28 protein-coding genes are annotated in these 26093 nt (G+C 57.4%); 20 read left to right on the top strand and 8 right to left on the bottom strand.

Features of this window, described 5'->3' with window-relative positions:
- Window positions 1–19: 19 nt before the first annotated feature.
- The gene (locus tag ACFQUU_RS09390) at window positions 20–916 is read right to left on the bottom strand and encodes a LysR substrate-binding domain-containing protein (RefSeq protein WP_382245998.1); all 897 of its coding nucleotides are present in this window, start codon (window positions 914–916) and stop codon (window positions 20–22) included.
- A 110-nt stretch (window positions 917–1026) separates the two neighbouring features.
- Between ACFQUU_RS09390 and ACFQUU_RS09385 the strand changes: the two genes are divergently transcribed.
- The 5 genes from ACFQUU_RS09385 (at window position 1027) to ACFQUU_RS09365 (ending at window position 5872) form a co-directional block, all read left to right on the top strand.
- Window positions 1027–2193, top strand: coding sequence for a mandelate racemase/muconate lactonizing enzyme family protein (locus ACFQUU_RS09385; protein ID WP_382245997.1), 1167 nt, complete (start codon window positions 1027–1029; stop codon window positions 2191–2193).
- Window positions 2194–2346: 153 nt separating this feature from the next.
- Window positions 2347–2508 (top strand): hypothetical protein, encoded by a 162-nt coding sequence (locus ACFQUU_RS09380; protein ID WP_382245994.1) that lies wholly within the window; start codon window positions 2347–2349, stop codon window positions 2506–2508.
- Window positions 2509–2766: 258 nt separating this feature from the next.
- Window positions 2767–3549 (top strand): substrate-binding periplasmic protein, encoded by a 783-nt coding sequence (locus ACFQUU_RS09375; protein ID WP_382245991.1) that lies wholly within the window; start codon window positions 2767–2769, stop codon window positions 3547–3549.
- Window positions 3550–3688: 139 nt separating this feature from the next.
- Window positions 3689–4042, top strand: coding sequence for a hypothetical protein (locus ACFQUU_RS09370; protein WP_382245988.1), 354 nt, complete (start codon window positions 3689–3691; stop codon window positions 4040–4042).
- 159 nt (window positions 4043–4201) lie between these two features.
- Complete coding sequence (locus ACFQUU_RS09365) at window positions 4202–5872, top strand: diguanylate cyclase (protein WP_382245985.1); 1671 nt, start codon at window positions 4202–4204, stop codon at window positions 5870–5872.
- A gap of 44 nt (window positions 5873–5916) precedes the next feature.
- Here the strand turns inward: ACFQUU_RS09365 and ACFQUU_RS09360 are convergent, their stop codons facing one another.
- A complete protein-coding gene (locus tag ACFQUU_RS09360) occupies window positions 5917–6348 on the bottom strand; it encodes a hypothetical protein (RefSeq protein WP_382245982.1) in 432 nt (143 codons plus the stop codon).
- A gap of 282 nt (window positions 6349–6630) precedes the next feature.
- Between ACFQUU_RS09360 and ACFQUU_RS09355 the strand changes: the two genes are divergently transcribed.
- The 5 genes from ACFQUU_RS09355 (at window position 6631) to ACFQUU_RS09335 (ending at window position 12280) form a co-directional block, all read left to right on the top strand.
- Entirely contained in the window at window positions 6631–8196 is a 1566-nt protein-coding gene (locus tag ACFQUU_RS09355) for a class I adenylate-forming enzyme family protein (RefSeq protein WP_382245980.1), read from the top strand.
- Between the two features lie 76 nt (window positions 8197–8272).
- Window positions 8273–9145, top strand: coding sequence for an acyl-CoA thioesterase (locus tag ACFQUU_RS09350; RefSeq protein WP_382245977.1), 873 nt, complete (start codon window positions 8273–8275; stop codon window positions 9143–9145).
- A gap of 84 nt (window positions 9146–9229) precedes the next feature.
- A complete protein-coding gene (locus ACFQUU_RS09345) occupies window positions 9230–10003 on the top strand; it encodes a TSUP family transporter (RefSeq protein WP_382245974.1) in 774 nt (257 codons plus the stop codon).
- Window positions 10004–10153: 150 nt separating this feature from the next.
- Window positions 10154–10390 carry a hypothetical protein gene (locus tag ACFQUU_RS09340; RefSeq protein WP_382245971.1) on the top strand — a complete coding sequence of 79 codons (237 nt, stop codon included), beginning with the start codon at window positions 10154–10156 and terminating at the stop codon, window positions 10388–10390.
- Between the two features lie 147 nt (window positions 10391–10537).
- The gene (locus tag ACFQUU_RS09335; RefSeq protein WP_382245968.1) at window positions 10538–12280 is read left to right on the top strand and encodes a cation:proton antiporter; all 1743 of its coding nucleotides are present in this window, start codon (window positions 10538–10540) and stop codon (window positions 12278–12280) included.
- 34 nt (window positions 12281–12314) lie between these two features.
- Here ACFQUU_RS09335 and ACFQUU_RS09330 read toward each other — a convergent pair whose 3' ends face one another.
- Window positions 12315–13187: a response regulator gene (locus tag ACFQUU_RS09330; protein WP_382245965.1), complete on the bottom strand. Its 873-nt coding sequence runs from the start codon at window positions 13185–13187 to the stop codon at window positions 12315–12317.
- Window positions 13188–13365: 178 nt separating this feature from the next.
- Between ACFQUU_RS09330 and ltaE the strand changes: the two genes are divergently transcribed.
- The 3 genes from ltaE to ACFQUU_RS09315 all read left to right on the top strand — a co-directional run bounded on the left by ltaE (window position 13366) and on the right by ACFQUU_RS09315 (window position 15756).
- Window positions 13366–14430 carry a low-specificity L-threonine aldolase gene (ltaE, locus tag ACFQUU_RS09325; protein WP_382245962.1) on the top strand — a complete coding sequence of 355 codons (1065 nt, stop codon included), beginning with the start codon at window positions 13366–13368 and terminating at the stop codon, window positions 14428–14430.
- A gap of 254 nt (window positions 14431–14684) precedes the next feature.
- Entirely contained in the window at window positions 14685–15365 is a 681-nt protein-coding gene (locus ACFQUU_RS09320) for a hypothetical protein (RefSeq protein ID WP_382245959.1), read from the top strand.
- Between the two features lie 151 nt (window positions 15366–15516).
- Window positions 15517–15756 carry a DUF2061 domain-containing protein gene (locus ACFQUU_RS09315; protein ID WP_382245956.1) on the top strand — a complete coding sequence of 80 codons (240 nt, stop codon included), beginning with the start codon at window positions 15517–15519 and terminating at the stop codon, window positions 15754–15756.
- Window positions 15757–15818: 62 nt separating this feature from the next.
- On the opposite strand, the gene ACFQUU_RS09310 is transcribed toward ACFQUU_RS09315, so the two are convergent.
- The gene (locus tag ACFQUU_RS09310; RefSeq protein WP_382245953.1) at window positions 15819–16289 is read right to left on the bottom strand and encodes a Dps family protein; all 471 of its coding nucleotides are present in this window, start codon (window positions 16287–16289) and stop codon (window positions 15819–15821) included.
- 223 nt (window positions 16290–16512) lie between these two features.
- On the opposite strand from ACFQUU_RS09310, the gene ACFQUU_RS09305 reads away from it, so the two are divergent.
- Both ACFQUU_RS09305 and ACFQUU_RS09300 read left to right on the top strand, forming a co-directional pair.
- The gene (locus tag ACFQUU_RS09305) at window positions 16513–16857 is read left to right on the top strand and encodes a DUF805 domain-containing protein (protein WP_382245950.1); all 345 of its coding nucleotides are present in this window, start codon (window positions 16513–16515) and stop codon (window positions 16855–16857) included.
- An 89-nt stretch (window positions 16858–16946) separates the two neighbouring features.
- A complete protein-coding gene (locus ACFQUU_RS09300; protein ID WP_382245947.1) occupies window positions 16947–17387 on the top strand; it encodes a GFA family protein in 441 nt (146 codons plus the stop codon).
- A 22-nt stretch (window positions 17388–17409) separates the two neighbouring features.
- Here the strand turns inward: ACFQUU_RS09300 and ACFQUU_RS09295 are convergent, their stop codons facing one another.
- Window positions 17410–19929 carry a penicillin-binding protein 1A gene (locus tag ACFQUU_RS09295; protein WP_382245944.1) on the bottom strand — a complete coding sequence of 840 codons (2520 nt, stop codon included), beginning with the start codon at window positions 19927–19929 and terminating at the stop codon, window positions 17410–17412.
- A gap of 226 nt (window positions 19930–20155) precedes the next feature.
- Between ACFQUU_RS09295 and ACFQUU_RS09290 the strand changes: the two genes are divergently transcribed.
- From ACFQUU_RS09290 to ACFQUU_RS09275, 4 genes are all read left to right on the top strand, one after another.
- Entirely contained in the window at window positions 20156–20548 is a 393-nt protein-coding gene (locus tag ACFQUU_RS09290) for a hypothetical protein (RefSeq protein WP_382245941.1), read from the top strand.
- Between the two features lies 1 nt (window position 20549).
- Window positions 20550–20807 (top strand): DUF5985 family protein, encoded by a 258-nt coding sequence (locus tag ACFQUU_RS09285; RefSeq protein WP_382245939.1) that lies wholly within the window; start codon window positions 20550–20552, stop codon window positions 20805–20807.
- 7 nt (window positions 20808–20814) lie between these two features.
- Window positions 20815–21108: a DUF5985 family protein gene (locus tag ACFQUU_RS09280; RefSeq protein WP_382245936.1), complete on the top strand. Its 294-nt coding sequence runs from the start codon at window positions 20815–20817 to the stop codon at window positions 21106–21108.
- A gap of 85 nt (window positions 21109–21193) precedes the next feature.
- Complete coding sequence (locus ACFQUU_RS09275; RefSeq protein WP_382245933.1) at window positions 21194–21622, top strand: hypothetical protein; 429 nt, start codon at window positions 21194–21196, stop codon at window positions 21620–21622.
- Window positions 21623–21713: 91 nt separating this feature from the next.
- Here the strand turns inward: ACFQUU_RS09275 and ACFQUU_RS09270 are convergent, their stop codons facing one another.
- A complete protein-coding gene (locus ACFQUU_RS09270) occupies window positions 21714–22130 on the bottom strand; it encodes a DUF2798 domain-containing protein (protein ID WP_382245930.1) in 417 nt (138 codons plus the stop codon).
- Between the two features lie 38 nt (window positions 22131–22168).
- Complete coding sequence (locus ACFQUU_RS09265) at window positions 22169–22486, bottom strand: hypothetical protein (protein ID WP_382245927.1); 318 nt, start codon at window positions 22484–22486, stop codon at window positions 22169–22171.
- Between the two features lie 180 nt (window positions 22487–22666).
- Here ACFQUU_RS09265 and ACFQUU_RS09260 point away from each other — a divergent pair, with 180 nt between their 5' ends.
- Window positions 22667–23644: a LysR family transcriptional regulator gene (locus ACFQUU_RS09260; protein WP_382245924.1), complete on the top strand. Its 978-nt coding sequence runs from the start codon at window positions 22667–22669 to the stop codon at window positions 23642–23644.
- A gap of 158 nt (window positions 23645–23802) precedes the next feature.
- Here ACFQUU_RS09260 and ACFQUU_RS09255 read toward each other — a convergent pair whose 3' ends face one another.
- Complete coding sequence (locus ACFQUU_RS09255; protein ID WP_382245921.1) at window positions 23803–26055, bottom strand: PhoX family protein; 2253 nt, start codon at window positions 26053–26055, stop codon at window positions 23803–23805.
- Window positions 26056–26093 lie beyond the last annotated feature (38 nt).

Genomic DNA, 26093 nt, shown 5'->3' with positions numbered 1-26093 from the left:
ACTGGGTAGCCGCCGTCAATCAAGCCGGCTTGAATTCCGCGATCAGGAAATCGATGAAGGTCCGCACCTTGGCCGGCAGATTGCGCCGGCTTGGATAAAACACGAACAAATCGGCGGGCGCCGGCTTGTAATCGGGCAGCACCGGCCGCAGGCGTCCGCTGTCCAGATATTTGGCGACATCCCATTCGGATCGCATCAGGATGCCGTGTCCATCCAGTGCCCATTTCAGTACCACGTCGCCATCGTTACTCGACAACGTTCCTCCTACTTTCACCGATTCCGTCCTGCGCCCTTTTTGCAAACGCCAGACGCCATGCGCATCATCGTTCTGACGATGCAGGATACAGCGGTGCGTGCTCAGTTCTTGCGGTGTGCGCGGCTCGCCCATTTTCTTCAGGTAGGCCGGTGACGCACACAGGAAACGTGCATTCGACATGATCTTGCGTGCGGTCAACCGGGTATCTGGCAATTCACCGAAGCGTATCCCCAGATCAAAGGCTTCTTCGACAAGGTTGATCGGCCGGTCGGTCAGCTGCAGTTGTACCTCGACTTCCGGATAATGCTGTGCAAACGTGGAAATGATGGGCGCGATGGCGGTTCGTCCAAAGCCCAGCGTGGCATTAATGCGCAGCAATCCTTTGGGCGAGCCACGGCTTCCCGCAAGTTGCTCTTCCATTTCGCGAATACTGGCAAGGATCTGAGTCGCGTGGACCAGATAAAGCTCGCCTTCGTTGGTCAGGCTAAGAGTCCGGGTCGTGCGATTGACCAGTCGCACACCGAGCCGTTGCTCCATCTGCGCCAGGCGTTTGGTGGCGGCAGGCGGCGTAATGTCCAGTTCGCGGGCGGTCGCCGAAAGGCTCGCTTTCTTGGCGAGAACAACAAAGAATTGTAACTCGGATGCAGAGTCGGTTTTCACTGATGGTGAATGGTGTATTGAAATACCGTTAATTATACGGACCGGCTTACGCAGTATGCTGGTGTTCTCCCTGATGCAGGTTCTCTCTGAAGAAAAGGTAAGGTGCCCGAATGAAAATCGTTGAAATCCGCGAAAAAACACTTCCGATCAGTTCGCCCATCCGCAATGCTTACATCGATTTCAGCAAGATGACGCTGAGCCTGGTGGCAGTGATCACCGACGTGATCCGTGACGGCAAACCGGTGGTCGGCTACGGCTTCAATTCCAACGGGCGCTATGGCCAGGGCAACCTGATGCGTGAGCGCTTCATCCCGCGCATCCTTGCCGCCGATCCGGCAACGCTGGTCAATGAGGTGGGCAATAACCTTGACCCGCACAAGATCTGGAACTGCATGTTTACCAATGAAAAACCGGGAGGCCACGGCGAGCGGTCGGTGGCGATCGGCACCATTGACATGGCGGTCTGGGATGCGGTGGCGAAGATCGAAAACAAGCCGCTGTTCCGCCTGCTCGCCGAACGCTATGGCGACGGCACGGTGAACAAGGATATCTTTGTCTATGCGGCGGGCGGTTATTACCACCCCGGACAGGATCTGAACGCGCTGAAGGATGAAATGCGCAGCTATATCGACCGCGGCTATACCGTGGTCAAAAAGAAAATCGGCGGTGCGTCGCTGGACGAGGATCTGCGCCGTATCGATGCCATCATGAGTGTGCTGCAGGATGGCCAGAAACTGTGCGTCGATGCCAACGGCCGCTTCGATATGGACACTGCGATTGCCTATGCAAAGGCGATGTCGCAGTATGACTTGTTCTGGTACGAAGAGCCGGGCGATCCGCTCGACTTTGAACTGCAGGCGGTACTGCGCAATTACTACGACAAACCGATGGCGACCGGCGAAGATCTGTTTTCAATGCAGGATGCGCGCAACCTGATCCGTTACGGCGGCATGCGCCCCGACCGCGACTGGCTGCAGTTCGACTGTGCACTGAGCTACGGCCTGGTGGAATACCTGCGCACACTGGATATGCTGCGCCAGCATGGCTGGTCGCCATCACGCTGCATTCCGCACGGCGGCCACCAAATGTCCCTCAATATCGCAGCCGGGCTGGGGCTGGGCGGCAATGAATCGTATCCAGACCTGTTCCAGCCTTTCGGCGGTTTCCCGGATGGCGTCGAAGTCGTCAACGGTTACGTGCACATGCCGGAACTGGTGGGTATCGGCTTTGAAGGAAAAGCCAACCTGTACAGCGAGATGCGCGCGCTGAGCAGTTAGGCCTGCATCCAGGTCGAAAACGTTGATACGGGCATTTTTAATCTTGTGCTCCGAGACTCGCCAAGCGCTTTCAGAAAAAGTTAAAGCCCCGGCATAATGCCAGGACGGCGTTGCCGGGTTAGGCGACGTCAATTTTCGGGAAGACCTCGGCACTTGAAAGTCCCCACCTACTTAACGCTGGCCGCGACCGCAGTTCTGGTTCCGGTAACAATCGTGCTGTCTGACCGCGATGGCCAGCAACTCATCAACACCCGTTCTGGGTATGGCGCTTCGCTGCCCGACATTGGACGCCAGCGTCGACTTGCATCTGGTTAAACCGGTTGAAGCAGCGAAGTTCCGCAAGCGATCGCATGCCTGCATCCCTCCCATGAATCACTACGGCTTTTTGACTTCAGGTGCGTAGTACTGCTGCGACGCACGACTTGCTTTTCTACACGAATCGCGACATCTTTCCTGCAAACAGCTACACTAATCCCATAAAGATTGGATGAATTGGTGAGATTTGACGCAGTTAATGCACGCCACCCTACTAGTACAACGACGCATGCTGGATACCAGCAAGGGGGCAAAGAAATGATTCGCGGTCTGTTGCTTGGCCTGTTATGCGCGGCGCTGCCAGTGAGCTTGCCGGCTTCCGCCGCCGACCTGCCAAAAACAATGCGGCTTGCCAGCCTGGACTGGCTGCCCTATGTAAATGGTTCGCTTGAACAGGAAGGCTGGTCGAGCTTTGTCGCCGAAAGTGCGGCGCGTGCGAGCGGCTATCAGATCAGAATCGAGTATTTTCCCTGGACCCGGGCAGTCCAGCTGGGTTCGCGGGACATCCGCTACGCAGGCTATTTTCCTGCCTATTTCACGAAAGAACGTGCCCGTAGCTGCCATTTTTCACTGCCGATCGGCAGTAGCACTGTCGGCCTCGCTTATCTGAAAAGCGCGCCGGTCAACTGGATCAGCGTGCAAGACCTGACTACCCTGAAGATAGGCGTGGTCGCCGGCTTTTCCAACGGGCCGGCATTGGACGCGATGGTACGCGACGGCAAACTGGCACCGGATGCGTCGCCGAGCGATATGCTTAACCTGCGTAAGCTGCTGGCAGGTCGGGTAAATGCCGTGGTCATCGACAAGCTGGTGTTACGCTATCTGTTGCTGAGCGAGCCCAGCATTGCGCGTGAGCGAGAGCAAATCGCCTTTCATGACAAGCCGCTCGCGGAGTTGCCGCTGCATATATGTTTCCGGCATTCGGCGGAAGGCAAAGTGATGCAACAGGCGTTCAACACCGCTTTACAAACGATGTCCTTGCGTAAGCTGGAAGGCGAGTACTTCCAGCGGCTCGAGCGCAATGCATTGCAGTTACCTTGAATCAGGCGTAAGCACCTAGTCCGTGCATGCGTGACAGAACAATGTTTTTCAGCAAGCATCATGAACTACCGTAGAATTATTACAGCCGGCGTGAGAACCCGCCTATTGCCCATGCCAATCATTCCAACAATCGAGCAACGTGAACCCACACCTACTTTCCGTCGTGAAAGCACCCGTGCAGCTCACACGCCGTTTCGTACAACATCTGTGGGCGGTACAAAATCGAGAGCGAATCAGGCTTTGGCAGGAAATGGCGCAGGTGCGCGGGCTGATGCAACTGCTAATGAAGCAACGCAACGGCTATCGCTGGACCGAGACCGACCGGCGAAAGATCCGTGCTCAATTGCGCAAGCTGGCATCGCTCAGCCCTTACATGGTGCTATTTGTGTCACCGGGTGGTTTTCTGGCGATGCCTGTCCTGGCCTGGTGGCTCGACCGGCGCCGACAAAAACGCCTTGTCAACGAAAGCGAATGCGAGAGCGAGAGCAGCTAAGGCCCGAACGGATTGCGAACTGGCCGGTGAAGAAGCAGGTTGATTTGTCGTGCAACGCGAGGCGCGCATGGCGACAGGACAGCAGGACGATATCCGTCCTAAGTGCTGCTCTAAGTGAAAATCGTTGCAGCGGCACAGGCGGCCCCGGGGAGGACATCAATGGATAAGCAACAACCGGAAGATGAGGATCTCAATCAGACATTGAAAGCCATCGAGGCAACCTATGAGGCCAACCTGCCAGCCAGGCTTGCCGATATCGACGACGCTCTGCAGCACTGCCTCGACGAACCGGCCAATGAAGAGCATCACCATACGTTGCTGATCAAGCTGCACGGTTTGGCCGGATCGGCTGGTACCTTTGGCTTTGCGCGTCTCGGCCTGCAGGCGACCGACCTCGAAATGTTGCTGAGTGCCTTCATGAAAGGCACGGCACCCTTTGGCAAGGATTTCACGCCGATTGCTTCGGGTGTGCGCGACCTGTCGCGCTGGGCGAAGGTCAATCCCAAGGGGGATGACGCTTTGCGCGAAATGGCCGCCACCATGCCGCGCCATCTTCGCGCTAACGACGGCAATGTCGCCGAGCGGCGGCTCATTTACCTGGTACATGACAATCCGATGCTGGCAACCGATATTGCCGTGCAACTGCAGTATTTCGGTTATGAAGTCGAGGTCATCAGCGAACTGGCGCGACTACAAGCCTGCATCGACCGGCGTATGCCGGCGGCCATCGTCATGGACCTCGGCTTCCCGGCTGGCATCCTCGCCGGTGCCAAGGAAATAGCACGCATCAAGACTGCCAACGCGCATCGCTTCGCGTTGATATTCCTGTCGACACGCAGCAATTTCGAAGCGAGGCTGGCCACCGTGCGCGCCGGTGCGGACGGCTATTTTTCCAAGCCGCTTGATATGGTCGCGCTGATCGACCGGCTCGACTACCTGGTGACGGCAGAGGAAGAGCGGCTCTACCGCATCCTGGTGATCGATGATGAAATCGAAACTGCCGATTACTATGCCACAGTGTTGCGCGGCGCCGGCATGGAAGTGCGGGTGCTGCACAAGGTTGTCGACATGCTGAAAGTCCTCGGCGAGTACCGGCCGGAACTGATCTTGTTGGATGTATATATGCCGACCTGCAACGGCATTGACCTCGCACGCATCATCCGCCAGGATCCCATGTACCTCGACGTGCCCATCGTGTTCCTGTCGAGCGAAGGCAATCTCGATAACCAGCTGGACGCGATTGCGTCCGGCGCCGACGATTTCCTGACCAAGCCGATCAAGCCGCTGCAACTGGTGTCGGCACTGACCAGCCGCGCCAAACGTTATCGCGAACTGCGGGCGCTGATTATGCGTGACAGCTTGACAGGGCTGTTTAACCACTCTGCCATCAAGGAACACCTGATTCGCGAGATATCGAACGCGCGTCGTACGGCAACGCAGCTATCGCTGGTGATGATCGATATCGACCGATTTAAAAACATCAATGACAGCTATGGACATCCGGTCGGCGATCAGGTGATTCGCGGGCTGTCACGCTTGCTGCAGCAACGCTTGCGGCGCAGCGACATCATCGGCCGCTACGGCGGCGAAGAGTTTGCGGTGATCATGCCGAATACGCCGGTTGACGCTGCGATGACTGTCCTTGACCAGATCCGCGAGTCATTTTCAAAGATCCGGCATCACGCCGAGCATCAGGACTTTACCGTGACATTTTCCGCCGGCGTGGTCAGCCGGGATGCGGATACCGGAGCGGACGAGTTGTTCCGGCTGGCCGATGTGGCGCTCTATGACGCCAAGAACAGCGGGCGCAACCGCATTGTCAAGGGATAGGAGTACGGGTCAAAAGCGAGCGCCATTGACGTTTGCTTGGCGACCTACAATGCGTGATACTGGATTTCGCGCAGGAACCAGCATCCATTCTTGCTCATGAAATGATAGCTCAACACCCAGTTGCGGTCGGGCTTGAAGACATCGACCACGGTCTTGCCCTGTGCACTCTCGTCCACGGTAAATTCCAGCTGGTTGGCCTTGATGTAGTCGCCAAGCGCAGAACTGGCGGCGTCACCTTGCCGGGTCACCGTGCGCCGCTGCTCGGTGATCTGTTGCTTGCCGCCTTCGATGCCGTATTCAAGACGCACCCGGGTCGATGGGTAGATCGTGCGGCCAAGAGCGAAATTCTTATCGTTCGAAAACTGGTTGAAGAAACTGGAAAAATTTTCTGACTTCTGTGTATCGCAAGCGAAAGCCGCGAGTGGCACGCCGGCAAGGGCGAGCATTGCTGCAGCAATGGCAGTACGGAAGTTCATATGGTTTCCCCTTGGATCTTTGCGGTTTGCGCTTCGAGGTTTGTGTTCTTCTACGCCGTTTACGCCATTTCTTCAGCATACGAGCACGTCTCAAAACGATGCACGCTTGCATCAATAAATTGGTTGATTATTCGCAATCCGCCTTGAAGCGGAACGATAGTCGGCAGGTAATTGAATCGCTTTTCACAAAAAATTCAAATCTGCTCTAGTATTGAGTCCAGCATTTACCGATGAATTTACCCGGCACGCCGATTCAACCGATTGATCTGATTGACGATACGTATGACGCACCAGTCCACCATCGATACAATTCTCGAAGACGATTTTCATCCACTGCCTTACCTGATCCGTTTGCATGCGCAAGCCGCGCCGGACAGGCCGGCACTGGTCCAGGACGGCAATTCGCTGACCTATGCCGAACTGGATGCCTTGATGGACCGCATTGCGGCGTCGCTCCAGCGTGACGGCCTGCGTCCGCGTGATGCGATTGCCATTTGCGCCGGGACCTCGATCCCGTATGCTGCGGTGTTCCTCGGTAGCTTGCGCGCCGGTGTCGCCGTGGCGCCGCTGGCACCCTCGTCGTCGGCGGAAAGCCTGGTGACCATGGCCAAAGACGCGGATGCGCGCTTGCTGTTTCTGGACCGGACAGTGGCGGAGCAACTCGCACCGGTACGTGCATCCATCACCGCACCTGCGGTTGCGCTAGACGGCAGCGACGCCGGCAAGGCTTTCGATGCCTGGCTGGCACCGGAAGGCAGCAAGCCGCAACCGGTGGAGATTGCCCCCGACTGGCCATTCAATATCATTTATTCGTCAGGAACGACCGGTGCGCCAAAAGGCATCGTGCAGCCACATTCGATGCGCTGGACCCATGTGCAGCGCGGTCGCATCAATGGTTATGACGGCAGTGCCGTGACGCTGATTTCAACGCCACTGTATTCGAACACGACGCTGGTCTGTTTTTTCCCGACCGTCACGCTGGGCGGCACCGTGGTGCTGATGGCGAAATTCGATGCCGGCACTTACCTGAAACTGGCTCAACAATATCGTGTCACCCATACCATGCTGGTCCCCGTGCAGTATCAGCGCATTATGGCGCGCGAGGACTTCAGTCAGTACGACCTCTCATCGTTCCGCTGGAAGTTCTGTACCAGTGCACCGTTTTCCGCTGCACTGAAGGCTGACATTCTCAAGCGCTGGCCGGGCGGCCTGGTTGAGTATTACGGCATGACCGAAGGCGGAGGCACCTGCATACTGTCCGCGCATGAACACCCGGACAAGTTACACACCGTCGGTCAGCCGGCCCCCGGACATGACATCCGCCTGATCGACGATGAAGGCAAGGAAGTCGGCCCGGGCGAACTTGGCGAAGTGGTCGGCCATTCACCGGCGATGATGGCCGGTTATCACAACCAGCCACAAAAGACCGCCGAAGCGGAATGGTACGACCCGAGCGGCAAGCGCTTCATCCGGACCGGCGATGTCGGCCGTTTCGATGCAGATGGTTTCCTGACACTGATGGACCGCAAGAAGGACATGATCATTTCCGGCGGCTTCAATGTCTATCCGAGCGATCTGGAAGCGGTGCTGCAGCAGCATCCCGACGTGGTTGAAGCGGCGGTGGTCGGGGTGCCGTCGACCCGCTGGGGCGAGACGCCAATTGCTTTCGCCGTGGTGCGCCCGGGAGCTGCGCTCGACGACAAAACCCTTCTGTCCTGGGCGAATGAACGGCTAGGCAAGACGCAGAGGCTGGCGGCGGTCCAGATCACCGATGTGCTGCCGCGCAGCGCGATCGGCAAAGTCCTCAAGCGCGAATTGCGCGACAGCTTCGGCCGCACGCTTGACTGAGCGACTAAACGACAAAATGACTGAGCGACCAAGCGAATGAGCGGTGGTGCTTCACTTTTCCAAAATAATGAACGACATGAACATACCGGATTCCTCTCTGTACAACACGCAGGAAATTCTTGACCTGCTCAAGCTTGAGCAAACTGATACCGACCGCTATCGTGGCCAGAGCCATTTCATGGGTAGCCCGAATGTTTTCGGCGGCCAGGTAGTGGGGCAGTCGCTGTACGCAGCGGCCGTCACCGTGCCGGAGCGGCGCGTGCATTCACTGCATTCGATGTTCCTGCTGCCGGGGAATCACCGTCTGCCGATCGACTATGAAGTCGAGCGCGTGCGCGACGGCGGCTCGTTCAGTACACGTCGCGTGGTTGCGATCCAGGAAGGCCGGCGAATTTTCGTGATGTCCGCATCGTTTCAGAATATCGAAGAAGGATTGTCGCATCAGAAGGAAGCGCCACAGTCGCAGGATCCGGAAACCATCGAATCCAATATCGCGGCATGGAAACTCCAACCGCCCAATCCCAAGCGTCCTTTCATGCCGGTGCCGGTCGATTTCCGTGCCGACCATGCCGGCGACATCCTGGGCGGCAATGCCGGCATGCAAGGCAAGCAGATATGGACCAAGTCACCGTTCAGCCTGCCGGACGATCCATTGGTGCATGACACGCTGTTCGGCTACGTGTCCGACTACAGTCTGTTATGGACATCGCTGCAGCCGCACGGAATCCGCCTCGGTGATCCTCGCCTGCAGATTGCGAGCCTGGATCACACAATCTGGTTCCACCGTCCGTTCCGGATGGATGAATGGCTGCTGTTTGCGATGGAGTCGCCGAACGCTTCCGGCGGCCGCGGGCTCTGCCTGGCGTACGTGTACAATCGCGGCGGCGATCTGGTGGCCACGATTGCGCAGGAGGGCTTGATCCGGCTGCGCAACAAGCCGAACGCGTAGTCCCGATACTTCTGCGCGGCGCCGACCAGTATTTAGCGAAATACTGGTCGGCGCCGCTTCCTGCTATTCCCAAGAAAGATCCACATGGATGTCGTTTTATCGCCGGAAATCCTCGCGGCGTTGTTCTGTGCCGCCATGATCGCCGGTTTTGTTGATGCCATCGCCGGCGGCGGCGGGCTGATCACCATCCCGGTCTTGCTGCTGGCGCAGGTACCGCCCCTGCATGCACTGGCGACCAATAAGCTGCAAGGCAGTTTTGGTTCGTTGACTGCGTCGGTGATGGCTCTACAACGCGGGCTGGTGCACTGGTCGGACATGCGGGTACTGTTCGTCTGTTCGTTGATCGGTTCGGCAATCGGCGCGTTTGCCGTGCAATTCGTTCGTGCGCAGACGCTCGATATCGTCATTCCAGTGGTGCTGGTCGCGATCGCCATGTATTTCCTGCTGGCGCCGAATGCAGGCGCGGTCGAAAAAAAACCGCGCATCAATCAGGCGGCCTATCGTGGTGTGGTGGTGCCCGGCATTGGCTTCTACGATGGCATGTTCGGCCCGGGTACCGGGTCATTTTTTTCACTGGCCGGCGTCGCCTTGCGTGGCCATAACCTGCTGACCGCAACCGCGCAGGCCAAGGTGCTGAACTTTGCCAGCAACATTGCATCGCTGGCGGTTTTCATTGCCGGCGGCAAGGTCTTGTGGACCGCCGGCGCGGCCATGGTCGCTGGCCAGGTGATCGGGGCCTGGGGAGGTTCACATGCGATGGTGCGCGGCGGGACCAAACTGATACGGCCAATGATCGTGACCGTGTGCGTGGTCATGCTTGGCAGATATTTGTGGCAAAAAGGTTTTCTGTCGTTCTAGCGTCGTTGTTTCCGGCGGGAGTATGAGCGAGCTGATGCATCCCGCTTGCTGCGCGCCTTTGCCGCTGAACTGCGCTCTTGCCATCCGGTCGTATTTTTCAGGGGCCGGACATCGCAGAGCCGGCCTGCATTCATCGCAGCGGAGACAACAATGTACATGGTGTACTGGACCGTGGTGGAAAACGGCGAGGCCTCAGCCCGGGGCCAGGAATTCGCGTCGAGCGATATGACTGGCGCAATGAGGCTCATGGAAAACTTGCGCGCACGCCAGCGAGCTGGCGAGGGAATCTGTTTTGTTGCCATGTCATCCGAAAACCCCGATTCGGTGGGCCATCCCGGCGTGGCCGATCCCGACCCCGATTACAACTGGAAAAAGCGCCGCAGATAACACCCGAGCCTGCGGGATGCCTCGTCCCAATACCCGCATAATCCGCTCAGGGATATCCAGCCTGATTTATGACACACTCCTTTGCACGCGGATGCGCCATGGCGGTCGTCCGTTGCATCCGTATCGCTTGTCAAAGGATAGTTCGACGTGGAAGTACATCAATCCATCCCTTATCTTCGTGAAACACTCCTGTTCCTGGCACTGACCGGCATCCTGATTCCCCTGTTGCAGCGGGCGCGCGTCAACCAGGTACTCGGTTTTCTGGCTGTCGGCACCCTGATTGGACCGTTCGGACTGGGACTGTGGGCGGGCGAATTTCCCTGGCTGGCGTACTTCACCTTTCCTGATCGCGATGGTGTGGCGGCACTGGCGGAGTTCGGTGTGCTGTTTCTGATGTTCATGATCGGCCTCGAATTGTCGGCCTCGCGCCTTTGGGCGTTAAGACATTGGGTATTCGGCGCAGGTGTTGCACAAGTCGTCTTCAGTGCAACACTGATTGGCGGGCTGGCCTGGTGGTTTGGCAATCCCCCGGAGGTGGCCGCCATCCTCGGCTTTGTGCTGTCGTTGTCGTCGACTGCGGTAGTGATGCAATTGATGGATGAGCAGCGTTCGCTCGGTACGCCGCTTGGCCGTGCCGGCTTTTCGATCCTGATGCTGCAAGACCTGGCAGTGGTGCCTTTGCTGATCCTGATCGGCGTGCTGGCAACCGGCCGCACCGAGGGCATGGTGGCATTGGCCGGACTGGCATTGTTGAAGGCTGCCGTTGCCATCGTGCTGATTTACCTGCTCGGACGCCGCGTGATACGACCGCTGTTCCAGACCTTCGTACAGCAACGCCAGCCGGACGTATTCATGGCACTGACGCTCCTGAGCACGCTCGGCATTGCGGCATTGACGGAAATGGCCGGCTTGTCGATGGCGCTGGGAGCTTTTCTGGCCGGTCTGCTGCTGGCGGAAACCGAGTTCCGGCACGAGGTCGAAGTGACCATCGAGCCATTCAAGGGCTTGCTGATGGGCTTGTTCTTCATGTCGGTCGGCATGTCGATCGACTTGCGCGAAGTGGCGCGCTCGCCTTTATGGTTACCGCTGTCAGTGGCCGGGCTGTTTGCAATCAAGATGCTGGTAACGGCTGTCGTCCTGCGCATTGGCGGTTTTCGCTGGGGTCATTCTATCGAGGGCGGCGCCTTGCTGGGGCAGGGTGGGGAATTTACATTCATCGTGATCGGCTATGCGTTGACCGCCAAACTGATGCCGGTGGCGACCGGGCAATTCATCATGCTGGTCGTTGGCTTGAGCTTGTTCGCCACGCCCCTGATCGCGAAAGCAGGCCGCAGTTTCCGTGAGCATACGGAAAGCCGGCGGTCGGCAGCGCAGGCCGAGCGTGACTTGCCGGAGCAGGCGGAGCGGGAAGAGGGCCACGTCATCATCGCTGGCTTTGGTCGTGTCGGGCAGTTGGTGGCACAACTGGTAACGGCACAAGAAATTCCTTATGTCGCTTTCGAAACGGATGCGCGGATGGTGAGCAAGCTGCATGGCATGGGATTGCCAGTGTTCTTCGGCGACGCGGCGCGAGTGGAACTGTTGCACAAGGTCCGCGCGGAAAAAGCGGCCGCCATCGTGCTGACCATGGATCATCCGGCATCAGCGCTGCATGCAGTAAAAGCCATCCGTCGCGCCTATGCGGGTATTCCGCTCTATGCGCGTTCACGCGATGAAAAGCACGCGGTTGCGTTGCGCCATGCGGGAGCCACGCACGTTATCCCGGAAACCCTGGAAGCCGGATTACAGCTGTCGGCGCTGGTGCTGCAGGCAGTAGGGCTGCCAGAAGGGAGTGCCGCGCATGTGGTGCAGCTGGAGCGAGAACGGCGTATTGCGGAACTGCAGGCTTAACGCTGAACCGTACACCGCGCTTTTCAATAGCGTCCTAATCGGTACGCGCAAGGATCGCGTTCGCCACCCGGCGCGCGCTTGGCAGGAAACGGGCGATGGTACTCAACAACTCATCTTCGCTGACAGGCTTGCCGAGATAGGCGTCGCATCCGGCCCAGCTGCCGCGGAATTTATCGAAAGCCGAAGTTTTGCTGCTTAACATGACAACTGCCGATCCTTTGGTGGCAGCACTGGACTTGATTCGCTTGCAAACCTGGTAACCATCCATGCCGGGCATCAGGATGTCGAGAAAAACACAGGTGTATTGCTTGGCTTGCGCCATGTCGATGGCGATTTCGCCGTTTTCTGCGAAGTCGACGTCGAATCGGAAAGGCGCGAGCTTGGCCCGCATGAATGCGCGTACTGTTGCACTGTCATCGACTACCAGCACCGATTCAATTGGTTTGGCGTCCACGACGGCCGGCGGCATCGGCATGTCCCGGTCGGTGGCACGGCGCCGCGCTGTTCCGTCCCAGGGAATGTTTTCAGCATGCTGACGCCGGCGTGCGCGTTCGGCCAGCGCAGCATGCATTTGGGCGTCGAGTTGCTCGAAAAGACGCATCCAATGAATAGGCTTCGCCACCACAGGCCAGGCGCTGCTGCCATCTCCGCGTCCGATGAACACCACGGGTGCAAACAGGTTGGGCTTGCGCTCCTGCATCTGACGAATGCCCTCCGAGCTATCGCCGTTGACGAGGTAAATATCGGGACGCTCATCAGTCGACGCTGCCTCGACGTAGCAGAAGGGTCGGCGTCCGGTCAGACGGAAGGTGGAGGAAAGCAGGCTTTTTTCAGCGTCGGTGAACCCGACCACTTCCAATACGAAGCGATGGTTGCCTGAAACAGGAGTGTCGGAGGAAAAGGCCATTTTCGTAGGAGATGACGGCGGTTCGATCGAATATTATGCTAGTAGGGGCAGGTCAAAAAATTAACTTAATGATAACAGAATTCGTCTGCAGCCTAGTAGTTTTGCCAGTCTTGCCGGGGGCGTCGCGTTTTTTGCAAAACGTCGATAATAAGGCTTGGCGAACTTGTTGAGGCAAACCATGACCGATTTTCGTAGCGATACCGTGACACAACCAACGGCAGCCATGAAGCAGGCGATGCTGGAGGCGCCGCTGGGCGACGATGTGTTTGGCGACGACCCGACCATTAACCGATTGCAGGAACTAGGTGCCGGCATGCTGGGCTATGAGGCTGGACTGTTCGCACCCAGTGGCACCCAGACCAACCTGATCGCATTGATGACGCATTGCCAGCGCGGCGAGGAAGCCATCGTCGGCCAACAATGGCATACCTACCGCTGGGAAGCCGGCGGCATGGCGGTGCTTGGGTCGATCCAGCCACAGCCGCTGGAAAACCAGGCGGACGGCACCATTGCACTGACCGATATCGAAGCGGCCATCAAGCCGGATGACCCGCATTTCGCAAAAACCAGGCTGATCGTGCTGGAGAACACCACCGGTGGCAAGGTGCTGCCGCTGTCGTACATGCGCGAAGTCCAGTCACTGGCGCAGCGCCACGGCCTGAATACCCATATTGACGGCGCCCGATTGTTCAACGCGGCGGTGGCACTGGCTGACGGCGGCGACCCGGTAACACAGGCACGCGCCATGTGTCAGTCCTATGATTCAGTGTCGCTGTGCCTGTCCAAGGGACTGGGTGCGCCGGTAGGTTCGCTGCTGCTGGGTTCGAAGGACTTCATTGCACGCGCCCGGCGCATCCGGAAAATGCTGGGTGGCGGCATGCGCCAGGCAGGTGTGCTGGCGGCGGCCGGCATCTATGCGCTGGAAAACAATGTGCGCCGCATGGGGGATGACCATGCCAATGCCCAGCTGCTGGTACAGGGCCTTGGCCGCGCCGTCGCGAATCATTCCAGGCTGGAAGGCAAGGCCACCGTCCAGCCAGCACAAACCAATATCGTGTTCTTCGACGTCGACGCCGAGATCGCCGACGCTTTCGTGGAACATCTCGCAACACACAAGGTGCGGGTAACGAGCGGCTACTACAAGACCAAAGAGAAAGCCATGAAAAGGATACGCTGGGTCACGCATCTGGATGTGAATCGTGCCGATGTAGAACGTGCACTGGAAGTTGTTGCCGCATTCTGATTGTTTGCCTTGATATCTGATCTGCAAAATGCGGGTATTCAGTACACCGGCGCTTTATTTCCGCATTGAAATGCAGGGCAGAAATTCATTCCTTAGTGCCTATTAAGTCCGTGCCAAGTCACTGTCGCGTCAGGTTTATTTCCATCAAATTAGTTGGAACCGCTCTAGCTTGCCTGTAGTCAGAAGCGGCTGTACAGCAGGAAATTTTGCGTTTGCGAAATCTCCGCAGCTTCTGATTGATGAACAGGATGGAAATGGTAAAGAAAACATTGGCGACGATCGGCTTGATCGCAGGAGGATGGACAATCGCAACAGCGGCACAGGCGGAAGTGCGCATTATCGGGGATGTCGGAACCACAGGTATCGGCTTCCATGCAAGCATTCCCTTGCGGCCTGACATGAATGCGCGTTTGGGCTCAGGCTTCCTCGGCTATTCCTATGAGGGCAAAACGCGCGATATGGAATATCAACTCAAGCTGAAGGCGAATACCTACGAAGCCTTGCTTGACTGGTTTCCTGCAGCCGATAGCAGCTTCCGCGTTACGACGGGTCTGGCGTATAACGGCAACAAGATTGATGTGGTCGCGCAGCCGAATGTCGCCGGTGGCTATACCGTCAATGGCAGGACCTACAGCACCGGTGTTGTCGGTCAGGTCAATGGCAAGGTCAGCTTTAACAAAGTTGCACCTTATCTCGGCATCGGCTGGGGACGTCCTTCGGAAAAGGAAAAGGGTTGGTCGTTTTCCACTGATGTCGGCGTGCTGTTTCAGGGCTCGCCCAAAACTTCGCTTTCCAACACAGGTTGCGCTGCGGGAGCGGCGGTGTGCACACAGTTTGCGAATGATCTCGCACGGGAAAATGAGCAATTACGCGATGAGGTCGGGCGGTTCAAGGCTTATCCGGTACTGAGGGTGGGTATCAGCTATCGATTCTGATCCTGACTGTGCATGATTGTCGCCCTCGCAACGCGGCTTATAGGAATTGACTATCAGAAGCCTTGGATAAATCAACTTGTTCTATCAAATGCGAATCATTATCATCTTCTGTAAGGATCTTTGATACGTTGATATAGAAGAAGGAGCAGACATGGTTACCGCTGCAAGAACCATCAGCCAGATCGTCGTCCACATGGCCGTGGCGTTTGTGACGCTCTACGTGGTGACCGGATCGATTGCGTTCGGCGGCCTTGCCGCGATCCTTGAGCCGATCTGCAATGTGATTGTCATGCCCCTGCATGACAAGTTATGGAAACGGATCCGCGAGCGTGTCGGCGCACAGAGAGCGGGCGCGCAGCGCACATCTCCGACGGCGTCCGTCACCGCCTGAATCCCACCCGTGCATGGCGGGCCGCTCGCCCGCACACTTTTCTCTTCCTTTTTTTCCCCGCCTTACTTTTCCAGCAACGACCGCAACATCCACGCTGTCTTTTCATGAATTTGCATGCGTTGGGTTAGCAAGTCCGCAGTCGGCTCGTCATTTGCCTGTTCCAGCACCTTGAACATTGAACGTGCGGTACGGATGACCGCCTCCTGATCCTGCACCAGTTGACGGATCATTTCCTGCGCATTCGGTACGCCATCGGGTTCATTGATCGTGCTCAGGCGAGCAAAGTCGCCATAGGTACCTGGCGCGAAGCTACCCAGCGCACGGATGCGCTCGGCGATCACGTCCACCGCGTCTGCCAGTTCGGTGTACTGGGTTTCAAACATCAGGTGTAGTGTCTGGAACATCGGGCCAGTCACGTTCCAGTGAAAGTTGTGGGTCTTCAGATAAAGCGTGTAGGTGTCGGCCAGCAGGCGGGAAAGACCATCGACGATAGCGTGGCGGTCCTGTTCGGAAATTCCAATATCCATATCCATTCTTTTATTCTCCAATTTGTGGTCTTTACATCGCTACGACCGCGCGGCAGGCTGGCGGTTCGCCGTCCGGTGCGGACGAATGATGCCCCATATAGATGGGATGGCGTCAGCGGCAATTCATCGTTAAGGTGTTATCAGCGTGATACCCTGAAGAAATACCCGGAACGGCAAATAAGTGCCGGTATATGCCGAACTGAAAATCAAATAACCAAGGAGACAAAAAATGACCTTTACCGAAGCGACCAAGACCTGCCTGTCCAAGTACGCGGATTTCAATGGTCGCGCATCACGCTCGGAATACTGGTGGTTCGTGCTGTTTACCATCATCGCCAGCGTCGTACTTTCCTTTGTCAGCAATACGCTGTCGGGGCTATTTTCGCTGGGTATGCTGCTACCGTCGATTGCCGCCGCCACACGCCGGCTGCATGACACCGACCGTAGCGGATGGATGCAGTTGATTGGCATCGTGCCCGTGCTGGGCTGGATCGCGATCATTTATTTCCTTGCCCAACCGAGCACGGCCGCAAGCCGTTTCGACTCGGTTAAGGCAGCATCCGAAGCAGCATAAGCGGACATGTTTCCGGCCAGCCTATTGCGTGGCCGGCAGATTTTTAGCGCACCCGGTCGGTCTAACTTTCATTGACCATGGAGGTTTCCATGCCGACACAATTCTCGGGCGGTTGCGCGTGTGGCGCCATACGTTATCAGTGCGCAGCGCCACCGCTGGCGATGTACAACTGCCACTGTCAAAGTTGCCAGCATGCGGGTGGTGGCGCGTTTGCTCCTTTAATAGTGGTTGCCGCACCATCCCTTGATGTACGCGGCACACCAAAGCGGTTTTTCACTCAGGCAATTGCGGACAGCCACAGCGAGCGCTGCTTTTGCGGCGAATGTGGTTCGCCGCTGTTTGTGCTGGGCGAGCGCACGCCGGATGTAATCTTGATCCACGCATCGTCGCTCGACGAGCCGGATTGGTTCAAACCGGTCGCCGATATCTGGACGGTCAGCGCCTTGCCTTGGGCCAATATGGACCGACATATTCCCAAGGTATTCAAATCACCGCCCTTGCTGGAACCGGAAGGCGAAGTCACCTTGTAAGCACTCCCGTATAGCGTGTCGCTTAATGCCCGACGTCCGGGAAAATCAAATCGCGGCCGCCTGACTGGCGGCTACCGCCCCCGCTTCCACCGGAACTGGTGGCGGTATCGGAACGCGGCACGGGCGCCAAGTCGCGCCCGATGCCGCTGAGATACCGGTTAAGTTCATCGCCGCTGAGCATTGGTGCGGGATCATTGCCGCGTTCCATGGGCGGTGCTTCAGGCGGCGCGATGACGACGGTCGTGCTCTCGCGCTGAATTACGCCGTAGCCAGGCGCCGGCATTTCCATATTTTCAGTCACCTTATCCACCCACGCTTCGGACGGCGCGTTGACCAGTACGGGCGGCGGTCGTTTCGGCTGCGGGAACTTGGCCTTGACATCGATCATCTTCGATTTGATGGTGTCGCGGAAAAAATCTCCGACGAGCAGCAGGGCGTTATGGCCACCCTGGCCCCAATAGTCACTGCGCATGGTCACACGCGAGTCATTGAAACCGACCCAGGCGCCGGCAACGATATTGGGATGCATCATGATGAACCAGCCATCGGTATTGTTTTGCGTGGTGCCAGTCTTGCCGGCGATGTCGGCCACGATTTTAAAGCGGCTGCGGACTTCCGTTGCGGTGCCTTGGCGCACTACGCCGCGCATCATGTCAATGAGTTCGATTGCCGTGTCTTCGGACATGACGCGGCGCGACTCGGTATTGAATTCGGCCACCACATTGCCGTCACGGTCGGTGATCTTTCGGATCGCGACCGGCTCACGGTAGCTGCCAACACGGGCAATCGTCGAATAGGCTGACACCATTTCCAGCAGCGTCACGGGACTTGTGCCCAGCGAGAGGGAGGGTACCGGGTCGAGCCGGCTTTGGCTTACGCCGATGTCGCGCGCCAGCTTGAGCACGTTGGGCAAGCCGACGTCCTGCATCACCTGCGCGGTAATCGTGTTCTTGGAATAAATCAGGCCTTCACGCAGGCTCATCATGCGCCCGCTGAAGCCCGACATGTCCGTTGGCCGCCAGACGCTGCCGTCGGGTGCGCGGATTTCAACCTGACCATCCGGGTAGACCCGATCCGGGCGCAATCCCTGTTCCAGCGCAGCGCCATACACAATTGGTTTGAACGTGGAGCCTGGTTGCCGTTCTGCTTGGGCGACATGGTCAAACTGGTCGCGCTCAAAGCTGCGGCTGCCGATCCAGGCCTTGATCTCTCCGCTTACCGGATCCATCGCCAGGAAGCCAGCTTCAAGTCGCGTCTTGTTGTCACGAAGTCGGGTCATGAAGCCGGTGTTCGCTTTCAGCTTTGCCAGTGCAGCTTCGTCGGTCTGTCCTGAACCGATTGCCTTCTTGTACTCCGCGGTTTCCCGCACGAAGGCGTCAAGCAACTCGGGACGTGCGGACCAGAAATAGCTGAAGGGCTCGACGCTCTTGCGTAGCGCACCATAGGCAGTCGGTGTTTGTGAAGCAACGCGCTCGGTACTGCGGCCCCATTCGACATCGGCAATGTCTTGCAGTACCTGCGATTGCCGCTCGACCGCTTCGGCCGCCATCTGCTGCAAGCGATCGTCGATGGTGCTCTGAATGACCAGCCCGTCGGTGTAAAGGTTATAGTCGTTGGCGTCAGCCCATTCGATCAGCTGCCTGCGCACATAGGCGGCGAAATGCGGAGCCACGCCGAGCGGATCCGGCTGGCGCGTCAGCTTGACCTGCAAGGCTTGCTCGCGCATGGTGTTGAACTGGTCCTCGGATAGCAGGCCGCGCTTGAGCATTTGCGCAAGTACCACGTTACGGCGCTTCTGCGCGCGTTCCGGATTGATGATCGGGTTGTAATAGCTGGTTCCCTTGAGCATGCCGACCAGGGTAGCGCTTTCGACGACGTCCAGTTCGGAGGCCGGCTTGTCGTAATAGGTGCGCGCCGCCATTTCGATGCCAACGACGTTGTACAGAAAAGGTACACTGTTCAGATACGTTTCGAGGATCTCGTCCTTGGTGTATGTCTGTTCAATCTTGATGGCAGTAATGATTTCGCGCAGCTTGCGGTCTATCGTGCGGGATCGGCCGATCTCCTCAGGGAAGAGATTGCGCACAAGCTGCTGGGTGATCGTGGAACCGCCCTGGGCGTCACCGCGCAAGGTATGTACGATAGCGGACAAGGTCCGGCTGACATCGATGCCGCGATGTTCATAGAAACGGTGATCTTCGGTGGCGATCAGTGCTTCCAGCACATGTGGCGAAATTTGCTCAAGTCCGACCTGTTCCTGCTGGCCGCGACTAAAGGTGGCGAGATGGGTACCGTCTGCAGACAGCAGGATGCTGGGCTGCGCGCTACGGGCATGTAACAGTGCTTCTAGGCCCGGAGTAGTGGGAACAATCTTGGCGACATAGCTGGCGACCAACGCGGAAACGCCCAGCAGCATGATGGTGAAAACACCTGACAGGATGAAGAAATAACGCCAAATTTTGCGCTTTCGCTGGGGCTGTCGCTTATCTTTGCTTGAACGATGTTGCTGGTCTGGCTTGTCGGGCTTCTCGTTGTCCACCATTGACACCTTTTCAGTTGATGGCCATTTGGACAAGGTTGCAGATGTTTGGTTTTACCTTTCCTGCGCAAACCACTTGCGGCAGATTAGGCTGACGCTATCAAGGCAAGTTACGGGTTGAGGCAAATCAAGAGTGGGGAGGATATGGTCAGAACGGCATCGACGTTACACGCAGGGGTAGGTAACATTCGCTTTCCCTTTTGCATGTTTCTCGTTGACAATACCCAGCATGGTTACTGGCTCTCTCATTACTGACGACGTGCGTCGTTTCGTGCTGACGAGCATTCCGTCCGTCCCGTACCTTGAAGCGATGCTGTTGCTGCGCGCCGAGGATACCGGGGATTGGGACAGTGTCATGCTGGCCAATCGCCTGTATCTGAGCGAGAAAGCGGCAGCCTTGCTGCTGACTGAACTGCATGATGCTGGCATTCTGAGTCACGATGCAGCATCTCCTGGCCGTTACCGTTACGCTCCGACTTCCGAAGGGCTGCGCCAAATGATCGATCAGGTAGCCGCTGCGTATTCAACACAACTTGTGGCGATGACCAATCTTATCCATTCCAAATCCGGCAGGAAAGCACAACAGTTTGCCGATGCTTTCAAATGGCGAAAGGATTCCTGAGATGGCTCCTGTTATTTATGCGCTGTGCGCAATTACCTCGATGCTTTGCTCATGGCTGCTACTGCGTGGTTACCGTCGCAATGGTTACCGTTTGCTGTTCTGGAGCGGTTTGTGCTTCGTTGGCCTATCGATCAACAATGTACTCCTGATCCTCGACCGCGTCGTGTTTGCGACATCGGTCGACCTGATGACCTGGAGACTGGCAACTTCGTTGATCGCCTTGCTACCGTTGCTGTACGGGCTGATTTGGGAAGAGTGAGGCTTCGATGAATGATATGTTACTTGGCGCCATCGTCACGGCATCGCTGATTGCGGCATTGTTCTTTCTGCGGTTCTGGCGCAGCACGGGCGACCGTTTTTTTCTGTTCTTTGCCATGGCCTTCGCTCTTGACGCATTGAACCGCCTGATGGTGGGAACCTCGCTGACATCCAACATGGGACAAGCTGATGAGGAATTCCCACTGTATTACCTGATACGTCTGCTTGGTTACGGCTTGATCCTGTTTGCGATCTACGACAAAAACCGGCCGCGTGGCCGCGACAAGGCTGACGAAAGCTGACATTTTTCGCTTGCCGGCCGCTGGTCCGGCGGTATGATGGTCCGGGGTAGGCATTGATCTACAGAATCGGACTGACGGCGACGCCATGCCATATTTGCTTTCCTGTTATTACCTGGATGAACCGCTTGACGAACCCGAACTACAGTTCGTCGGTCAGGTTTTGATTGGTCCATGGGCGCGTTTTCCTAGCAGGGCTTCCGCGCTGACGCAGAAGCGCGTGCCGGCCGTGCTGCCTCTGCCTGATGAAAACGGCAGGTATGCACAAAGCCGGGAGGAGCGTGCCGAGGGTGTGCGCGCCAACTTGCGCCATGCCGGCATCCGCACCGACAGTGGCCGCCAGGTTGTCTGGGTGATGCCGCGCGACAGCGACTGGGACGCGATATTCCAGTTTGCGATTCGGGAAGAGACCGGGTTCGCGCCATTTGTCGCGCAACGCTGGTTCGATGAGTCTGGAGCGCGGATTAGAGGCACGGTCCGGGTCGTGAATACTGAACTATTGCTGCGCGGGTTGTAACTGCTGGCAAAGAAATAAAAAAGCCCCGCTGCTTGCACCGCGGGGTTGATTCTGGAAATAATGAGGGAGACGCTGTGACTATCTTGCCTGCTCAGGCGCGATAAGGATCGCAGGCCCGCAGACCACGCAAAACATGGAGGCGATGAGCCTTCGTTACTCCGTTGGACACCTCAATCACGTCGGCAAAGCCAAGGCCGCCTGCCGGTTGTGAACCCTTCTTCATCAGCGAGGTCATTTTCCGCAGGGACAGCGCGACAACATAGGTAAGCGGGAATGCGATGGGCCATGCGGTGAGCCAGCCTTCGACCCAGCCGGTTACCAGGTGCTCGTTACCACCTGCCCCGGCCGCATGCAACACCAGGCTCATTACCAGACTTACCATGCCGCTAATCAGGAAGGCCGGTAGCATTGACGCAACGCTGCGCGAACGGCGCACGAAAAACGCGCATTCCACTAGTAGGCTAGGCAACTGGTCACGCTGGGCAGTCGATCTTGTCAAGGCGTTCATGGCGGCTCCGCAAATGATTTTTAATGCTTATTTAATGCTTAGCCACGTGCGGCGAGGGCACGCAGTTCGCTCGCTTGGCTAGGGTCGAGACCGTCGAGATCACGCGCCATGCGGTTCAACAGCAGTACGCTTTGCAGAATGCGGCGCTCGGAGCGCTGTTCCAGGGTCTGACGTGGCTTGATTACGAGCAGCGCAGCGCGGAGCAAGCCGATCAGCAGCGGCCTGAATGCCAACAGGAATGCAGCGACGATGCCCAATCCGACAGCCGGGCGAATCGCCGATACTGCGGTTCCCGCAAACGCCTGCAGTGCAGGCAAAGCTGCTTCAGCGGGGAATGCGATGGACAGGATGGACATGATTTACTCCCAATAAATTTTTCAGAATGACTTTTCTCTTTTGCTGCATTGCAGTATAAGTAGACAAAAGTTATAAAACCAATTTCGGTTGTGCATATCAGCTATACTTTTCGTGAATATCCACGACGGAAGAGATAACGAAGTTATCTTTCTTGAAAGAACCTCTGCCGGACATTCATCATGAGTTTCCTTACCCTCGACCTGAACCTCTTACGTGTCTTCGATGCCGTGATGACCGAGCAAAACCTGACACGCGCGGCAAGCCGCCTGGCAATGACGCAGCCTGCGGTTTCCAACGCATTACGTCGATTGCGCGATGCACTTGGCGACGAGTTGCTGATCCGTACCGCGCATGGTGTGAAACCCACTTTGCGGGCGGAAACACTATGGCCTGCAGTACGACGTGCCCTGTCCGAACTGGAAGAAGCCATTGTCCCGGAACAGAGCTTTGATATTGCTACTGCGCAAAATACCTTTCGGATGGCAATGGCCGATGCGACTGCCGCATTATGGCTGCCGGCTCTTGTACGTTCGATCGAACGGGAAGCACCGGGACTTACGATTCGCATGGTGCCGCTGACGACACGTGAGCCGAGGCCGATGCTGCTGCGCGGCGACATCGACCTGGCAGTGGGTTTCTTTCCCGGCGTGGTCGCACAGCTGGCGGGAGGGCAGGGCGCCTCCGTGTCGCCGATCCGGCATGAACAGTTGTATTCGGGACGCTATGTTTGCGTAATGCGCAAGAATCACCCTCTGGCGAAAGAAGACTTAACGATCGATGGCTACTGCTCGGCAAACCACTTGCTGGTGAGTTTTTCCGGACGCGCCCATGGCTTGATTGATGAGACACTGGCCCAGCTCGGGCGTGAACGGCGCATCCTGCTGACGGTCAACCAGTTCTTTACCGCCGGCCGTGTGGTGGCGACTTCCGACCTGATCACCGTTTTGCCAAGGCATTTGATTGCATCAACCGGGATTACCGGAGCGTTGATCACAAAGGAATTGCCGTTCCCCACGCCGACCGTGCACATCGACATGCTGTGGCATGAAAGGGATACCCGGAGTCCCGCTCATAAATGGCTCCGCTCCCACTTGAGCGGCACAACCAAGGACAGCATCCTGAAGTTGAGCGTTGCGCCGGAAAAGAGCCTTAGCTGAATTGCCTCCTATGTCTTGTGCGCACCCGCCGGTTAGCCAACCTGCGTAGCTGTCAGGAAGCAAAAGTACGCATGCCTTTCAGCGACTTTGTGCCTTGATTCATGAAACAAAAAACCCGCCGAAGCGGGTTTGCATGCGGATGGTGAAGCCGCGACTCGTCAGGCAAGACCGCCGCCAACCGTGCCGCCATCGCTCCTGGTGATCACGATGGTCGCTGAACGCGGGCGCGAAGTACCGCCGTCCGGCCAGTGGCTGCCATAGCTGGCAGGATTGGCATAGTCGGGCTTGGAGTCTTCGCCCGGATGCTGGATGTTGACGAACAATGCCTTGCCATCCGGGGTTTCGGCGACACCGGTGATTTCGCATTCCTTCGGACCGACCAGGAAACGGCGCAGGTGGGTATCGTCCGGCGCAGCGCCGACATAGGTATCCACTGCCTTGATCGTAGCGCCATCGACATGGTTAATAGTTTTCTTGCCGCCATCGCCAACCTTGCCGGCGACAGCGGCAAGCATCATGCAGTTGGTGACATCGGTATAGGCGCCATCATCGGTCTGAATCCACAGCAGGCCGGTATTATTTGAAAACCATAGCCCGTCCGGGCTGGAGAAATCATTGTTGGCGGTCAGGTTGGACACGTTGATGTCTGCCACACTGGCCGTAGAGCGGGCGCCGAACAGGAACACATCCCACTGGAATGACGTCGCTGCTGCCGACGCATCTTTCCAGCGAATGATGTGACCGTTCGGATTGCCTTTCTGCGTGGTCCCGGCGCTGCCCTTGGGATCGTTGTAGAAGCGTGGATTGGCAGCGTCCACCAGCTGCTGGTTCGAGGTTGGATTCGCCAGCACGCGATTGCTGTTATTGGTCAGCGTCAGGTAGCCTTCGTTGTTGGCCGGATTGACAGCAACCCATTCCGGGCGATCCAACCTGGTGGCGCCGACGGCATCCGCTGCCAGACGGGTATTGATCAGCACGTCGGGCTGATCAGCGAATGCATAGGTGGTATTCGATGCTGTCAAATCGTTACTGCCGAACTTGAGCGCGATCCAGCTACCGGTACCATCTGCATTAAATTTTGCGACGTACAGCTTGCCATCGTCCAGATACTTGTCGCCGGCAGCCAGACCCCTGGTGGCATCGACCGGGTCCCACATCGCGGTGGAGACATACTTGTACAGGTATTCGCCGCGCGAGTCGTCGCCCATGTAGTACACCACCGGTTGCCCGGCGACCACGGGCAGGTAAGCAGCGTTTTCATGGGCGAAGCGGCCCATCGCCGTACGTTTTTTCGGTGTCGATGTCGGCGTAAAGGGATCGATTTCGACGATCCAGCCATAGGTATTGGGTGCGTTGCGGAAGTCGTCGCTGCCGTCCGGCGATGGTCCTGTCTTCATCGCGTTCCAGCGGCTGAATGTGGTATCGCTGGTCCCCGCAGTAGTCACCGTTGCCCACAAATGGGTACCGTTGGTGTTGACGCCATAGCGTGTGAACGAGGTTTTTTCCTTAGCCGTACGGTTCGCGTCGTCGGTTGCGGCGACGCGGCAGAAGTAGCCGGCCCAGTTTTCTTCGCAGGTGATATAAGTGCCCCAAGGGGTGTAGCCGTTGGCGCAGTTGTTTACGGTGCCGCGGGTTTTCGAGCCATCGGTCGAATAGGCGGTGATCATCATGGGTGACTTCGCTGCCGGACCCGACAGGCTCATCTCGGTCAGTGCGGTGATGCGGCGATTGAACGTGGAATCCTTCTTGTAGCTGAAGACACTATCGCTGCGGTTGACTTCGATGATGCTGACGCCGTGCGCATTCATTTCTTTCAGCACTTCATCGGCAACCGTACGCGCATTGCTGACAATGGTCTGGCCGTTCGCATGCAGGTAGGCGCCCGTGATCGCTTCATGATTCATCACCAGCAATCCGCGATCGCTGTTGCTTGCGCTGTATTTGCCATCGGCCGACATGCCGAAGAAATGCATACCATCGTGATGGTCGCCGGCCCGTCGGGCAAAGGACGCACCACTTTCCGTGCCATCATTTTTGTAGTCTGCAATGCCGGCCGCGATTGGGTCGCCGAGGCGGTACAGCACGCTGGCGGTATAGCCCGCGGGGACGGCCACCACATCGGCAAGGCTCTTGGCGACCGCATTGAAATTAAGCTTGAGACTCTTGGCGACTCCCGGCGCTGTTACCGGCGGAGTTGTCGGTGCAGCGAGAACGCCATGACCGCCACGACAGGCAAGCAGCCCGGTACCGAAAAATGCGCTGGAGGCCAGGCCAAAAGTCCCCTTCAGAATGGAGCGGCGGCTCAGACACGCGGTAAGCACACTGTCAAAGGAAGGGTTGCCGGAAGAGTTTGTACCAATATCTTCAGGCTCCAGCAGTTCGCCGCAGGCGCTGCGGGGCAGATCGTCCATGGGTGTTTTCCCCTCTTTAATATGCTGTGCGGCCTGTG

Origin of the sequence: Herbaspirillum sp. GCM10030257 (assembly GCF_042666555.1) — a bacterium.
Lineage (GTDB): Bacteria > Pseudomonadota > Gammaproteobacteria > Burkholderiales > Burkholderiaceae_D > Noviherbaspirillum.
The sequence above is the reverse complement of the archived record's forward strand: the minus strand, read 5'-3'. Positions and strand labels throughout refer to the sequence as shown.